The 15,679-nt window shown below is 49.0% G+C and carries 13 protein-coding genes and 3 tRNA genes; 6 read left to right on the forward strand and 10 right to left on the reverse strand.

Translation table 11 applies throughout. The annotated features are described in order from the left end of the window. Positions 1–523: 523 nt before the first annotated feature. Positions 524–1,372 carry a 23S rRNA (adenine(2030)-N(6))-methyltransferase RlmJ gene (locus Q320_RS0107135; protein ID WP_027468438.1) on the forward strand — a complete coding sequence of 283 codons (849 nt, stop codon included), beginning with the start codon at positions 524–526 and terminating at the stop codon, positions 1,370–1,372. 75 nt (positions 1,373–1,447) lie between these two features. Here Q320_RS0107135 and Q320_RS0107140 read toward each other — a convergent pair whose 3' ends face one another. From Q320_RS0107140 to gloA, 4 genes are all read right to left on the reverse strand, one after another. Further along, positions 1,448–2,248, reverse strand: a complete 801-nt coding sequence (locus tag Q320_RS0107140) for an inositol monophosphatase family protein (protein WP_281174232.1) — start codon at positions 2,246–2,248, stop codon at positions 1,448–1,450. Positions 2,249–2,447: 199 nt separating this feature from the next. Next, entirely contained in the window at positions 2,448–4,844 is a 2,397-nt protein-coding gene (locus Q320_RS0107145) for a phosphoketolase family protein (RefSeq protein ID WP_027468440.1), read from the reverse strand. Between the two features lie 480 nt (positions 4,845–5,324). Next, a complete protein-coding gene (locus Q320_RS0107160; protein WP_027468441.1) occupies positions 5,325–6,716 on the reverse strand; it encodes a sodium:proton antiporter in 1,392 nt (463 codons plus the stop codon). Positions 6,717–6,795: 79 nt separating this feature from the next. After that, entirely contained in the window at positions 6,796–7,176 is a 381-nt protein-coding gene (gloA, locus tag Q320_RS0107165) for a lactoylglutathione lyase (protein WP_027468442.1), read from the reverse strand. Positions 7,177–7,332: 156 nt separating this feature from the next. Between gloA and Q320_RS0107170 the strand changes: the two genes are divergently transcribed. The 3 genes from Q320_RS0107170 (at position 7,333) to Q320_RS0107180 (ending at position 7,592) form a co-directional block, all read left to right on the forward strand. Next, a tRNA-Lys gene (locus Q320_RS0107170) sits at positions 7,333–7,408 on the forward strand. Positions 7,409–7,419: 11 nt separating this feature from the next. Beyond that, positions 7,420–7,495: transfer RNA gene (locus Q320_RS0107175), tRNA-Lys, on the forward strand. A 24-nt stretch (positions 7,496–7,519) separates the two neighbouring features. After that, positions 7,520–7,592: transfer RNA gene (locus Q320_RS0107180), tRNA-Lys, on the forward strand. Between the two features lie 91 nt (positions 7,593–7,683). Here the strand turns inward: Q320_RS0107180 and Q320_RS0107185 are convergent. Both Q320_RS0107185 and Q320_RS20690 read right to left on the reverse strand, forming a co-directional pair. Beyond that, positions 7,684–8,499, reverse strand: coding sequence for a DUF2145 domain-containing protein (locus Q320_RS0107185; RefSeq protein WP_035852973.1), 816 nt, complete (start codon positions 8,497–8,499; stop codon positions 7,684–7,686). A gap of 61 nt (positions 8,500–8,560) precedes the next feature. Next, complete coding sequence (locus tag Q320_RS20690) at positions 8,561–9,007, reverse strand: hypothetical protein (RefSeq protein WP_051534552.1); 447 nt, start codon at positions 9,005–9,007, stop codon at positions 8,561–8,563. A gap of 261 nt (positions 9,008–9,268) precedes the next feature. Between Q320_RS20690 and Q320_RS0107195 the strand changes: the two genes are divergently transcribed. Beyond that, positions 9,269–10,252, forward strand: coding sequence for a glycosyltransferase family 2 protein (locus Q320_RS0107195; protein WP_027468444.1), 984 nt, complete (start codon positions 9,269–9,271; stop codon positions 10,250–10,252). An 80-nt stretch (positions 10,253–10,332) separates the two neighbouring features. On the opposite strand, the gene Q320_RS0107200 is transcribed toward Q320_RS0107195, so the two are convergent. From Q320_RS0107200 to Q320_RS20700, 4 genes are read right to left on the reverse strand one after another with little or no spacing between them, the layout of a single operon-like run. Beyond that, a complete protein-coding gene (locus tag Q320_RS0107200) occupies positions 10,333–10,773 on the reverse strand; it encodes a PilV family protein (RefSeq protein ID WP_027468445.1) in 441 nt (146 codons plus the stop codon). Then, entirely contained in the window at positions 10,763–12,217 is a 1,455-nt protein-coding gene (locus tag Q320_RS0107205; RefSeq protein WP_156939014.1) for a hypothetical protein, read from the reverse strand. The genes Q320_RS0107200 and Q320_RS0107205 overlap by 11 nt, the downstream gene beginning before the upstream one ends. A gap of 8 nt (positions 12,218–12,225) precedes the next feature. Then, positions 12,226–12,990 (reverse strand): prepilin-type N-terminal cleavage/methylation domain-containing protein, encoded by a 765-nt coding sequence (locus Q320_RS20695; protein ID WP_027468447.1) that lies wholly within the window; start codon positions 12,988–12,990, stop codon positions 12,226–12,228. After that, positions 12,981–13,547, reverse strand: coding sequence for a GspH/FimT family pseudopilin (locus Q320_RS20700; RefSeq protein ID WP_051534553.1), 567 nt, complete (start codon positions 13,545–13,547; stop codon positions 12,981–12,983). Before Q320_RS20700 ends, Q320_RS20695 begins: the two co-directional genes overlap by 10 nt. Before the next feature lie 408 nt (positions 13,548–13,955). Between Q320_RS20700 and Q320_RS18895 the strand changes: the two genes are divergently transcribed. Continuing rightward, positions 13,956–15,623, forward strand: coding sequence for an LTA synthase family protein (locus Q320_RS18895; RefSeq protein WP_156939015.1), 1,668 nt, complete (start codon positions 13,956–13,958; stop codon positions 15,621–15,623). Positions 15,624–15,679: the final 56 nt, after the last annotated feature.

Raw genomic sequence — 15,679 nt, forward strand, 5'->3', positions numbered from 1 at the left:
CGCCAGCGTTCAATCTGAGCCAGGATCAAACTCTTTCGTTTAATCTCTGTGCTAATTTGTACAACTTGGCTTACTTTTGAAATGGTTTTAACGCCATTCCTACATCACTTCAAACCTGAAGAATTTACATTCAACAGATCATTTTGAGAGTGTAAGCACTTGTTTGACTGGCAAACCAAGCACTCACACTCATCGGCTGTATTTTGTTAAAGATCAGTGGCTTAGACACCGAAACTCGCTGGAAAACTGCTTGTTTCGTTTGCTGTGTCAGCAGCAGAGAGGCCGAAATATACGGCAGCCCCGCAGGTGCGTCAACACCTGCGTGCAAATAAAATGGGGCTAGGTAGATAAGCGTTTGATTTACATAGAATATAAAATTAGCACTAAAGCAACGCGACTGCTAAAACCGAAGCAAGCCCAATCAACATCGCCGCGATAAATCACCTTATATCTAATCAAAACTTAAGCAAAACGCTCGAACGCGTACAATTGCGCCATTCAAGCCCTTTTTATATGTATATATATGCTCAGTTATCGCCACGCCTTTCACGCCGGCAATCATGCCGACGTACTCAAGCATTGCATCGAAGTGATGTTGCTCGATTATATGAATCAGAAAGATAAACCTTGGTGGTATATCGATACGCATGCGGGAGCGGGTGTGTATTCGCTAACGCAAGGCTATGCAACCAAGAATGCCGAGTTCGAAACTGGCATCGCGCGACTATGGCAGCGCACTGATTTACCTGCGCCGCTGCAACGCTATATTGATGTCGTTAAAGAGCTGAACGCGGGGAGCGCACATTTGCAGCTGTATCCCGGCTCGCCGTATGTGGCGCAAGCTTTGCAACGTCGCGACGATAAATTGCGTTTATTTGAATTGCATCCGAGCGACAGTAAATTACTCACCGAGAATTTCCTCGATGCAGGCCGCGCAGCCAAAGTGGTGCAAGCCGATGGTTTTGCTAGCATCAAAAGCGTGTTACCGCCGCCGCCACGCCGCGCTTTGATGCTGATTGATCCGCCGTATGAAGAGAAGCATGATTATGTGCGCGTCGTTGAAACGCTGAAAGAAGCATTAGAGCGCTTCCCGACGGGCACGTATGCCGTGTGGTATCCGCAATTGTCGCGTGAAGAAACGAAGCAACTGCCAGAGAAATTGAAAAAGCTTGGTGCAAAGAGCTGGGTACATGTGGCGCTCACCATTCATGCGCCGCGTGTTGATGGTTTTGGCATGCATGGCAGCGGGATGTTTATTTTAAATCCGCCGTGGACTTTGGCCAAAGAACTCAAAGAAATGATGCCCTACTTGGTGCAACACTTAGGCATCGATAAAGGCGCTAAATATATACTGGAACAATTGGCGGCTTAAGCGCCAGAGGATAGACAACATAATGGCTAGGTATAGACACCTAGCCATTATTGATTAAAGTCTACAAAGTAATACCTACTTATTCGCTTGTACCCACGCTTGCCACGCCGTATAGAGTGATGGCGTGCGTGCGGCGACGGCGCTGCGATGCCATGGGTTTTCTTGCCAATAGTCCTTGTGGAAAATCGAACCGACTTCCCCACCCGACTCCAGCAAAATCAACACCCCCGCAGCGTAATCCCAGAGTTTTTGCGCGCCGTGCAGCATCACATCAGTGCGCCCTGCCGCCAGCCAGCACCAATCAATCGTCGATGCGCCAAAGTTACGGTGGCTATGATACGGATTCACCGTCACAATCCGCGTCGCCAAATGGCCGGATAACCATTTGGTTTCGACCGATGCCATCGCATGTTTCAAGACTTTATCATCACCCAAAAACGGCAGCCGCTCATGATTCAACCACGCGCCCTGCCCCGCTTCCGCCGCAAAACATTCGTCCAATACCGGAATATAGACCACGCCCAGCACCGGGCGATGCGCACGAAATAAGGCAATCGATACGGCAAAGTAGGGCAAGCCATGCGCGAAATTACTCGTGCCATCGATCGGATCGACCACCCACAAACCATCGGCGTGCTGTTCCCACAATGCCTCTTGCTCGGCCTGCGTCATTTCCTCGCCCAAAACTGGGCAGTCAACCAAGGTCGGCAACAAGCGCTGCAAGGCGACTTGTGCGGCTAAATCGGCTTCGGTGAACAGGCTGCCATCATGCTTCACTTCCGCCACGACTTTTTTATAGCGCGGCATGATCTCGGTCGCGGCCACATTGCGGGCGATAGCGCATAAAGCTTGTAGGGTTTCGCTGGGTTGGGACACGATCAAATCTCTTTTGATGATTACAAACGACTTTACTGGGCTGTACTGCATAGCAACATTGTATCGGACTGAGTCCATCTCTGCTGCAAGGGATTTATCTTATTAAATCAATTCATTAGCTGCAATATCAAAAAAAGCCCGCACCAAAAAGGTACGGGCTTTTATCATTCAGCACTCGCCCATTACTGGGCAATCGCGCTTAGTATGTCCATTTCCAGTTTTTCACTTCATCCATATCATCGCCGAATTCTGCGATGTATTCAGCATGCTCAACCAATTTACCAACCAGTTTTTGACGAACATGAGCACCAATTTTTTGCAATTTAGGTACACGATCAATCACATCGATGGCCAAGTTGAAACGATCCAACTGATTCACCACAACCATATCGAACGGAGTCGAAGTAGAACCTTCTTCGATGTAACCACGAGCATGGATGTTGGCGTGGCCGTTACGACGGTAAGTTAAGCGATGGATCAACCATGGGTAACCGTGGAAGGCAAACATCACTGGTTTGTCTGTCGTGAAGACTGAATCAAATTCACGATCCGACAAGCCGTGTGGATGCTCTTCTTCTGGTTGCAAGGTCATCAAATCGCAGACGTTAACGAAACGGATTTTCAAGTCTGGGAAGTGCTGGCGTAGCAAATCAGTTGCCGCCAAGGCTTCCATCGTTGGAATTTCACCCGCACACGCCATCACTACATCTGGCTCGCCGCCTTGGTCGTTCGATGCCCAGTCCCAGATACCCAAACCCGTTGTAGCGTGTTTAATCGCTTGTTCCATCGTTAGATATTGCAATGCAGGTTGTTTACCCGCAACGATCACGTTCACATAGTGGCGTGAGCGCAATACATGATCAGTCACTGACAACAAGGTGTTCGCATCTGCTGGCAAGTACACACGAATCACTTCAGCTTTCTTGTTGATCACGTGATCCAAGAAACCTGGATCTTGATGCGAGAAACCGTTGTGGTCTTGACGCCAAACGTGTGAAGTCAACAAGTAGTTCAATGACGGAATTGGTTTGCGCCAGTTGATGTGTTTCGTTGTTTTCAACCATTTTGCGTGTTGGTTAAACATCGAATCGATCACGTGGATAAACGCTTCGTAGCAGCTAAAGAAGCCGTGACGACCGGTCAAGTTGTACGCTTCGAGCCAACCTTGGCAAGTGTGCTCCGACAAGATTTCCATAACACGGCCATCTTGTTGCAAGAAGTCATTGGTTTTGTCTTCTTCGAAGAAGTTCGCCATCCATGCTTTGCCTGATACTTCAAACACATCGTTCCAACGATTCGATGCAGTTTCATCTGGGCCAAAGATACGGAAGTTTTTCTCAGCTTCGTTTTCTTTCATCACGTCGCGTAGGAATTTACCCATGACGCGCGTCATTTCTGCATTTTCAGTACCTGGTTTCGCAAATTTAACTTCATATTTACGGAAGTCAGGCATTTTCAGGTCTTTACTCATCTGACCATGCACGACTGGGTTAGAACCAAAGCGTTTAATGCCTTTTGGTGCCAAATCAACGATATCTTGTTTTACTGAACCATCGTCGTTGAACAAGGTTTCAACTTGGTACGAGCGCATCCAGTTTTCCAAGTTGATCACATTTTCTGCATCGATATCAGAGAATGGAACTTGGTGGCTGCGCCAGTAGTCTTCTACTTTTTTGCCTTTAATTTCTTTCGGGCCAGTCCAGCCTTTTGGCGTGCGCATCACAATCATTGGCCAGCGTGGGCGAACAATCGGTTGGCCTGCAGCCACTTCAGCTTCAGCTTTTGCACGAATCGCAGCAAATTTATCCATACACAAGTCCATCGCCGCAGCCATGTCTTGGTGAATTTGGTCGAATGTTTCGAGCTTGTCGTTGAAGGTTTCTTGTTTCAATTCAACGAAAATTGGCTCGTAGCCGTAACCTTTAAATAGGTTAGTCACTTCTTCTTTATCCATACGGGCAAGAAGTGTTGGATTGGCAATTTTGTAGCCGTTCAAATGCAAGATCGGTAATACGAAACCGTCATTGATCGGATGTGCATATTTAGTTGAGTGCCAAGACGCTGCCAACGGGCCAGTTTCAGCTTCACCATCACCCACCACTGCGATCACAACTTGATCTGGATTATCCAGCGCTGCGCCGTAAGCGTGTGAAACGCTATAACCCAATTCGCCACCTTCGTGCATAGAACCTGGGGTTTCTGGTGCTACGTGCGATGGTATGCCGCGTGGGAAAGAGAATTGTTTAAACAAGCGTTGCATACCGGCTTCAGTACGGTCAATCGCTGGGAAGAATTCTTCATACGAACCTTCGAGCCAAGTGTTTGCAACGAAACCAGGGCCGCCATGACCAGGGCCAGTGATGTAAATCATCGATACATCGCGCTCAACAATCACACGGTTGGCGTGAACAAAAATGAAGTTCAAACCCGGAGTCGTGCCCCAGTGACCCAACAGACGTGGCTTGATGTGCTCACGTTTCAATGGTTGTTTCAACATTGGGTTGTCAAGCAAATAAATCTGACCTACAGACAGGTAATTCGCTGCCTGGAAGTAACGATGCATTTTACCAATTTGTTCTTTTGATAGTTGAGCCACGGTTAAACCTCTTCGGGGTTGTGATAGTGTAATTGCTCGGTGATTGCTACTGAGGAAATCACCTTATGTGATGCAGTATACGGAGACCCTACAGTTGCCTACTGATACAAATCAAAGTTGCGGCAAGACATGAATATTTCGGCTATTGCTATTTGATGCAAAACAAAAACAGCCCAACATCACCGCCGATCAACCAGTGAAGCAAAGCCAACACAGGAAATAATAACATTAGAAGTAAAACATGCCAGTGACAAATACAGAGCAAAACACTTTATAAATTACATTGACTTTATGTAGATTGAAATAATCAAATCACGTCATTTTCAAGCCACTCTTTCAACGCAGCACCACGCCACTGCAACGCCAAGAAGCCAGCTCATCCACAACGCCTCCGAAATACTCATCAGCGATTTTACGATGCAAACTGTGGGCGAAAAAAAAGGCCAGCAATGCTGGCCTTTCCATCAAGCAATTCAACAATCAAAAGAACACGAATGTCATCAAGATAAACACCGGCAACAGGCAAACGCACGACCACGCCATATAACCGAAGAAGCTTGGCATTTTCACACCCCGATCTTCAGCCACCGCTTTCACCATAAAGTTCGGTGCATTCCCGATATAGCTCAGCGCCCCCATAAAGACCGCACCGACTGAAATCGCCAATAAGGTCGATGCCATCGGCCCCATCATCATTTCAGCATCGCCGTGCGCCAGATTGAAGAACACCAGATACGTTGGTGCATTATCCAAGAAGGCCGACAAAATCCCGGTCATCCAGAAATACATATAGTTAATTGGCGCGCCATCGGCCGTGCTCACCATTTTGACTAAATCGGCCATTTCACCCGCTGAGCCCGCGCGCAGAATCGCAATCGCTGGCGCCATCGCAATAAAGATCGCGGCAAACAGCTTGGCGACTTCTAAAATCGGCCCCCAATTGAAATCATTACCAGCGCGCACTTGTTTTGGCGTGAGTTTCAAAGAAATCAGCGCAATCACCACCAACAACACATCACGCATTAAATCTTGCAGCGCCAATTCTGTACCTAGCACATGCCAAGCAATCCCCGGCTTCCACACGCCCGACATCACCACGCAGCCGACAATCGCCGCGATCAATGCAAAATTCCACAGACCAAAAAATTGCAATTTGCTGTCAGGGGTTTTATCCACCGGCAATATGCCTTCTTTCTTATAGAAGTAACTATCAATCGCGTAAAACATCACCAGCAAAATACTCGCGGCAAACGCCACCGGTGCCAGCATATGCTCGACCGTCCACAAGAAATCGATGCCTTTCAAAAAGCCCAAGAACAGTGGTGGATCACCCAATGGCGTTAAACCGCCGCCGATATTGGCAACCAAGAAAATAAAAAACACCACCACATGCACATTATGTTGACGATTGTCGTTGGCTCTCAGCAGCGGGCGGATCAGCAACATCGCCGCGCCCGTCGTCCCCATCAGCGATGCAATCACCGTACCGAATGCCAAAATACCGGTATTCAGTGCAGGCGAACCGTGCAAATTACCGCGCACCAAAATCCCACCCGACACCGTATACAGCGCGAATAAAATCAAAATAAACGGGACATATTCATCCAAAATTGCGTGCGCCACAATTCCACTCGCTGGTGCGACGCCATACACAGCAATAAACGGCAGCAAAAATGCCGCCGCCCAAAACGCCGAAATTTTGCCGAAATGATGATGCCAAAATCCCGGCGCAAAAATAGGAAATAGCGCAATCGACAACAACAAACCCGCAAACGGCGCAGCCCATAGCAAAGAGAGCTGCGCGCCATCAAAATCTGCCGCCATCGCCAATCCCGGCACCGCAGCGAGCAGCCAGAGTAATTTTTTAATCATCAGAGCACTCAATTAAACTCGGTTTATACGATGTATATGCCCGTAAACATTATTAAATAATGCCTGCGATCACATACCCTTAAGGCTGGATAAATTCAATTTTATAACCGTCTGGATCTTCCACAAAAGCAATCACGGTCGTGCCATGCTGCATCGGCCCTGGTTCACGCACTACTTTACCGCCTTTAGCGCGCACTGCCTCGCACGTTGCGACAATATCATCCGTCTCTATCGCCAAATGCCCAAACGCGGTACCGATTTCGTACGCCTTGGTATCCCAGTTATGCGTTAACTCGATCACGGTCTGATTGGCCTCTTCGCCATAACCCACAAATGCCAAAGTGAAGCGACCGGCAGGGTAATCCTGCTGACGCAATAAGCGCATTCTCAACACATCACAATAAAAAGCCAGTGATCGTTCTAAATCCACTACGCGCAACATCGTATGTAATAAACGCACTTCGCTCTCCCTAAATTAAAAGATAAACACATTGTACGCGATGGCCGTTTCGCAATGCAGTGTCATATTACGGTCACTATTTTGAACTTTTTTACGAAAAAGGGTTGACGATTATTTCAAACCCACTATAATCGCTGTCTCTGAACGAAGCAGTTCGGGTCGTTAGCTCAGTTGGTAGAGCAGTGGACTTTTAATCCATTTGTCGCAGGTTCGAATCCCGCACGACCCACCACTCCCTTGCGAGGGCTGTTAGCTCAGCTGGTAGAGCAGCGGACTCTTAATCCGTAGGTCGGCGGTTCGAACCCGCCACAGCCCACCAGTAATAAGTAGTACCCCACTCGTTGGGTCGTTAGCTCAGTTGGTAGAGCAGTGGACTTTTAATCCATTTGTCGCAGGTTCGAATCCCGCACGACCCACACCCAATACCAAATCAAAAAGCCCAGCTGAAAAGTTGGGCTTTTTGCATTGCGGCAACTTCATCGCTGACTGTCAATCAGCGACACCATCTCATTGCAAAGCTGGCACCGCTTGCGCTGGCACCACATACGCTCGACTACCTTTGGTTTGTAATTGCAGAAAACTCACAATCGAATCGACGGTAATCGTATCTATCTTCCCGCTCATGCGCCTATCAGTGGGATGATCATCAAACGCAATATTCGCGCGGAACATGCGCCCGCCAAGGCGTTTGAGCGTATTGATTTTTAATTCCGTCGGCTGATAATTCATCAACTTCAACCATTGCTGCGCTTGTTCGCGATTTTTGATTTCCAGATCGCGGCTCATCGCCGAAGCCAAACCTTCAAGCACCCACTGATTTGAATTTTGATATTCAGTTGAAAATGGATAGGCCAACATATTGTAGCGTTCACCCCGCATTTTTTGCATTTTGGCAGGATCAGACAGCCATGCGTACAGTTTGGCCTGCACTTCAGGCGGCGGCACAATGATCAACGCATCATAAGAAAACGGATCGTCCATAAAGAAATTGCCCAAACCTTCAGTCCATAAATCCGATTGCGCCGTGCCACATTGATTGAGCAAATGTTTAACACGCCATTGCTCCGCTTGCGATGGATCACGCCAAACAAAACCAATGTGAGAAAATTTAAGGCGATACTCGGATAAGTCTTGCCCCACCCGTGCGATCAAAGCCACCTGCGGCTTGAGTTTATCCAGCTCTAATTGATTGGCATACGCCGCCGACATCGCTTGGCGGAACACTTCCGTTTTCGGCGCTTCGTCTTTACACGGGCGCCCTGCCCAAGTCGGGAGCATCGTACAGCTTAAGATTGTCGCCAAAGTCAGATGAATCAATCGCATTGTTGCCCCTTATTTAAGTACCTACATGCGCTACACAGCTCAGACACCGTCTGCTAAAAAACTATTTGGCGGTCACACGAGATTGGTGCAGTAACGCCATACCGATTTCATTCGGGATAAATGCCAATAATTTACCCGAAGCCACTAAAGCGTAGCCCGTGCTCTCCGCGACGGCCTTGACCGAAGTGCCCACTGTTAAGCCCACTTCTTTTAACATCACTTCGCTGACCTTAATCATATAGCGGCTGCCATCACTGGCTTTTTCTAACGTCACTGCGCTCACTTCGCCGCCCATCTGACTCATGCCGACCACGGTCAAGCCCACACCCATTCCCAACGCAGCCGATGCTTCGATTGGCTTGCCACTCAATGATAAGAGCGGCGACATCACCACCGATGCAAGACCACTTTGGAAAATTTCACTGCCTTCATTACGCGCTTGCACAGGGCTGCAAAGTAAAGTTGCCGTTGCGACAAATGCGCTTAAGCCAAAACGAATCGACCTCATTTTTACAACTCCTTTGAATTAAACCCATCGCTAAACTGTGAATATGAAAACTTGATGTCAGCATAATTTGCAGCTCACTATGCCGTAACTTTTTTGAAATATCAAACAAACGCCTTATTTTCTTTCGGGAGCAATAGGTACTGCCCCAGCATCACTGCTGCGCTGATGTGCAGTAGTCAATACGCCATCAACCCAGCAAAAATCAAGCAAAGGGCAATCACTCAGTGTATAAATGGCAACCCCATTGATGACCGACGACCAATGAAAATCAGCCTTGTTATTCCCTTTTTCAATCCGAATCCCACGCATTTTAGCGAGATGCTGCAAGGGCTCTTGCAGGCCGATTGGCGGGAATTTCAGCAAGTCGAAGTGATTTTGATTAACGATGGCGGCTCGTTCTCAGGGCAGGGGCAAATTGCTGACTTTATTCAGCAAGCGCCGTTGATGAGCGTACAAATGATTGAGCTGGCGAGCAATCAAGGCGTATCTTGCGCCAGAAATGCCGGCATGGCGGCGGCAACGGGCGATTGGATTGCGTTTCACGATGCCGATGACATCAGCTTGCCGCAGCGCTTTATTCAATCCGCGCAGTTTTTGCAGCAGAATCCAGATGTGATTGCCGTGGCGGGTGATATGCACGTGTTTGACGAGGCCAATCCGTTGGCATCGGTGCGCTTATTTCCATTAAGCCACACCGAGATTACAGTCGATAATCTATTTTATTGCGCGATGGCGCAGCCTGCATTGATGATTAATCGCCAGCGCTGGCTCGCCAGTGGCGTGTATTACACGCCGAAAATGGATATGGCGCAGGATTGGGATTTTTTAATCCGATTGGGTTTGCACGGGCAATTGGCGAATTTGGGGGTTCCGCTGGTGCGTTACCGACAGCATCAGCAGCAGCGCAGCAGCGGCATCCAGCGCGAACATGCGAATCGACATGTACGGCAAATCTGGCAAGATCAACTCCAGCGCCTTGGCATCGCCGTCACGCCCGAATTACTGCACGCGCATGGTTTATTGTCGCCGTATTGGCTGTGGCAAATCACCGATCTGGACGGTGCATGGGCACTGACTGAATCCGCCGTTCAATACTGGGGCGAGGCGCTGATTGAACACAATCACAGCAGCAGCTATGTCGACCCCACCTTGCTACAACAACGCATCCGCCACATTCAACGCCAATGGCGCGCCTGGCAAGCCAGCGGCCAAGCCAGCGCTCAGGTCACACAGCTATTTACTTAAACTAAGCAAATCGGGATCAAAGATAATGGGTATATAAATGCAGCCATGGTGAAAAAATGCCTACATTCATATACCCATGTTTATCGCAAACTAATCAAACGGCTCAAACTAACATTGTTCCGCGCATTAGTGACATCATTCCAGTACACCAGCACATCAATCCGCTGCACGTCACATCCAGTCGCGCAGTTGGTATTGTTATTAAAGCTACTCGGGCTGGCGCTACTTTTATTCACGGTGAGCCAGTTAATTTCATAAGTGGCATTGACGCCAGCGATGCTGCCCGCCGTCTTCGATTGCGGAGTTAGCCTTGCGACGCTGGATTGCTGAATCAACTGATTCATTTGCTGATTCGCGAGCAAGGTCGCTTCGGCGCGTTGCATCGCAATCGCCTGATTTTGCGTGATCTGCGTTTGAAATCGCGTAAGCGTTAAAAAGCCGCCCGCCAAAATCAATAATGAAATCAGCACTTCAATCAAACCCACACCGGCTTGGCGTGTAGAAAAAGGCTTATTGAACATAATCACGCCAGCGCCCCGCTTGCCGAGAAACCGAAAAATTCGCCAAAATATTCAAACCTTGCAAGTGGCGCAGCTCGGTTTTAGTCGCAAATGAACCCGTTCCCACAATGTCGCCATCAACAATCCCCGCACCATTGATTTGCATTACGCCAGTGAAATTGAGATTGCCACGCACATAGCTCGCGCCATAAGTGAGTAGCCGTGATTTAGACGGCAAAGTTAAATTGCCATCAAAAATCAAGGTCACACCACGGTTATACGAATAACCTGCCGCCAGTGCGGCATTACCAATCGCTGGGTCGCCAGCGGCCAGAGGAATAAAGTCGGCACTGCTCAGCGCAGGCACATCGGGTGGGCCGGAAATCGCACCCGCGCCATTATCGGTAGTTAGCGTTTGGCTATATCCCGCAATGCAGTTTTTCCCTGCGATCAGATTAATCGTTCCTGCTGCGCCCGCATCCAGCGATGGATCTATCCAGTACACGGCACCGCGTGGGGTTTTGGTAAAACTGGCATCGGGCCCCGCCACATACGTCGGCGTATACGATGCAGGCTTATAGGGCCGCCTTAATTCGCTATTTTTGTTTTGGCATTCGGCATTAAATTCCGCCACGCTCAGGCGGCGATACATGCTGTTGTCGTAGGCGGCCGTAGTTTGCCCACCCGAAGTCTGATAACGCGTAAATTTACTCACATCCAGATATTGACTCGGCTGCTGACCAAACACGCTATAAAACAAATCGTTGGCACTGGTACCGGCTAAAGTGCTGTCGCTTTTTTTACTGTCATCAGCCCAGCCTTTTTTCCCATTGCGAAACTGCGCTGGTGCGCCAGTGGCCGTGCTGCCTGAATTTAACGATACGCCAGTCAGTGGTGAATCAGGCTGCATACTGACATCCACCGCGCCCCATACATTGACACTGCCTCTCACAGTCAATGAATTCGCCAAGCCCACCGCCGCCAGATTCAAATCTTGCGTGATGACGGTCTTGGCCGAACATAAATTCGACCAATTGGAAAAAGTCCCTGTCAGCGCTGGGCAATCGGCAAAGCCAGTGCTCGCGATACGCAGCGTATTGTTATTGATTTGATTAACTTGAAAAAAGAAGGCACTCGCACGACCCAATGCATTCAGACTACCAATCACTCGATTCTCGGCAAAGATCACATTTCCATTGTTATCCAGCGCCGCATTGCTCGCCGTCAACATCACATTATTGGTATCTAAATACAGACTGCTATTACGCTGAATATCGGCAATAAAAAAATCAATTCCAGCTTCCGCCGCATGGCGTGCCTGTACATTCCACATTTGATTGGAAATCGATTTTTGCTCAATAAACAAACCACGATTGAGGTAAGCCAAAATCCCGGTCGACAGCAATAAAATCATAATGCTAGTAAACAGCGTGGCCATTCCATTTTCTGCTTGCCGTATCTTCATCACTCACCTCACTGAAATGCCGTCACTCGGTTTTCTAGCCAGACGGTCGTCGTCAACTGACGCACTTCAGTCGGCCGAGTCGTTAAACGACCACTGATGGTGACTTTTAAAGACAACACCGGCGCGCCGCTGGGCCACGGGCATTGCGATGCAGGTGGCGACGAGCCGCTGCAGGCCAGATCACCATTGCTAAAACTGAGGGCGGTAATTTCAATCAAGGTGCTATCCGTGAGATCGCTCCACGTTCCCGCCGAGCAGCTGGTATACGAACACACCACACACGAAGTTCGCACCTGCAACACGCCATTACTCAAGCGCACTCCGGTTAACTCGCCATCGTCATACAAATCTACTCTGCGATCGGCTGTTAAATTGCCGTTACGGTTGTAGCCATACAAGAGGCAACTGCCCGCTGGCGTAACAACAGGGCGATACATGCGTAAAAACGTATCTGGATTCACTGTGGCATTAATCGGATTGATATTATTTCCGGTGATCCCCGCAGTGCTTAGCTCAGCTAGATCGGCACTTGCCAAAGACGGTAGGCCTTGGTAATAACCGGCGCGCTTCACATCATTACTAATAAATTGCAGCGCCAGACGCAGCTCGGCATCGAGTTTATTGCGCGTTAGATTATTGCCACTGCTTTGCAGCATATTGATAAAAAACGTGCTCGCGCCCAGCAATAAAAATAAGCCAATCGTCATTGCGATCATCAGCTCGATGAGATTAAAGCCGCGTGCACGGCCTAGTGAGCGATGGATTATGGGCATGCCGGATACCCCGCCATTGCTGTTTTGGCGCAGGATTTTAAGCGCCCAACCGGATTAAGCGTAATCGTGATAGCCATTTGGCTATCGCGCTGGCTCGTGAGCGTCATCACCTGATTACTAGTCAATACGGTTGAAGTTTTACTCAAGGGAAAACCGCGCACCGCATCAAACTGAATCGCGTCAAAACCGGTTTTAGTCAAGCTGGTGTTTTTGCCTTCCGCCACGGTGTAATTGAGCAAATCACAAACCGTGCTCGCTCCCGGCTGACAGCTGCACGGGCTGCTGGGTGTGCCACTGGCGCGCGCGACACCCACGCACCAAACCGTACCACTTTCGACCACCAGATACGAGTTTCGATTCGAGCGAATGGCTTCGCTGCGCGCCAAATTAATCGCCGACAACACCGCCTCTGCGCCGCTCACTGTGTTTTTCTTCGCCATCATTTGAGTAAATGATGGCAAGGCAATCGACAGCAGGATGCCTAAAATCACCACGACCACCATCGCCTCGATCAGCGTAAAACCTTGAGAAAAATGAATTTTCGACCGAGCCCGCATGGCAACTCCGTAATGCAATCAAAGTGCACTTCAGCATAGGCCGACTTCGGCCGAATGATCTGCGCCACTCAAGCGAGTGGCACACTTGAACGGATAAAAGGAAAAGTACAGCCAACACTTGCTGAAACCAAGCTAACAATACAGCAAGGATCTCATCAGAAAACGCAAGGAATTAGCTAGGGTAATCAACGCTAAGCCATGCGATACATAGCTTGCATTATAATACCCCAATGCAGTATAAACATCATAAAACGCTAATGTAAATAAGTACATCCCCATCCAATCACTGCAAATTCACACTGGTGCGGCGAAAATCCCGCACCTTTAATCAGGCCAACTTATTACCTAATAACAAAACTTCATCCAAGCTTTATAATTGTGTCTTTAAATTTTAATCGTAGCCTGATAGTGAAGTTACCAAGCTCTTTCTCGCCCGCGCTTTTGCTGCGCCTCGCTCTTCCTCTTTTGCCCATTCTGGCGCTAATTGGCGGCAGAATCTGGGTGGATACACAATGGAATATGCCCAGAATGGGCTTTTCCTTGCTGCTGTATTTTTTCTTCGCGGCATTTTTGCAGCGTTGGGCTGCCGTGGTCGCCACTTTGGCGCTGGAAGGGTTGCTGCTAAATATTTCGTATGTGAAAGAAGCTGCAACCAGCGAGCCTTTGCTCGGCGTGGATTTGTTTGAAGTCGGCCAAGGCATGGCGCTCACTGGCTATATGGATTGGCATATCTGGGCGTATGCGCTCATCCTGTTCGCAGCGCTGGGCTACGGCCTATGGCGTCGCCCGCCACTGCGCGCGTTACGCCTTGGCATGGCACTGCTGCTGTGTATTTTGGTCGGCATGCAGCTTGATCGCACCGGTAGAATGTCGGCCTATGCCCAGCCTTTGATGGCGCAATATCTGGGTAGCAATTATTCCAATTACAACTTCCGCGTGAATGCCAAAGACAATGGCATTTTGGGACATTTGCTACTCACCGCCGAAACCGCGCATAAACCCAAAGCCGGCCAGCACCAGTTTTACGCGCAAACTTTGCCGCCCGAAGCCAATCCCAGCAGCCCCGATATCGTCGTTGTGATGTGTGAGTCTTGCTATACCGAGCCGCGCTTTGCGACCAAAATGGCCGAACTCACGCAGGCTGGGTTTACCGAAGCCCGCGTGATTAGTCCGGTGTACGGCGGCGGCACCGCCGAAGCGGAATTTGAAGCACTCACCGGCCTATCGGCCTACACGCTACCGGGCATCGATTTTCAAAACTTCGCGGGCCAATTTAGCGACAAAATCAGCGCGCTACCGCATGCACTGAATGATGTCGGTTACACCACGATTGGCATGCACAATTACTTTGGCACTTTCTGGAAACGAAAAACGGTCTACCCGAAATTGGGCTTTGAGCAAATTGCCTTTGTCGACCAAATGCATTGGAAACGTAAAGACGGCTGGCCAAAAGATCAATCGCTCTACAAGCAAGCTTTAGCGCACTATCACGTCGCGCCAGCGGGGAAAAAACAGTTTATGTTTTTGGTCACCGTGAACACGCACGGGCCGTTTATCAAGCAAAACGACAGCGGCGTCGGCCAATATCAAGAACGCCTAGACCAAGCGATAGATGATTTTTCCGCGTTCACACAGCAACTCGAAGCCAGCGCAAAAAAACGCAAACGCGATGTGGTGATCGTGATTTTTGGCGACCATAAACCGGGATTGAATCAGGAGTTTTTTGAACGCGGCATTTTGGACGCCAGCTTTTTTAGCAACCGTAACCCAAACAATTTGCAGTTCAAAAACATTTTAAGCAATGAACAAACGCGAATTCGCGGCGATGTACCACTATTCATCAAATACAGCCGCCACCCCGAACAAGCACAAGCCATCGCCGAAAAATTACAAAACCGCCCGCTATTTTGCCTGCCCGCAGAACTAGCAAGATTGACGAATAACACCGACCCATTCTTCGACGCCGTCGCCCAACGTTGCGCCAGCAATGACAGCTTCTACACCAAAGATCTATGGTGGCGAAGTGTGTTTCCTGAGGCGGTGTATGCAGAGCGCTTGTTTGCGGAAACGAACTAAAGCAGCACCAGAAAAATCTATAGGTATATAGCCACAAGCCATTAGCTAAAAAGCTT

This window comes from Deefgea rivuli DSM 18356 (assembly GCF_000620145.1).
In the GTDB taxonomy this organism is placed as follows: Bacteria; Pseudomonadota; Gammaproteobacteria; order Burkholderiales; family Chitinibacteraceae; genus Deefgea; species Deefgea rivuli.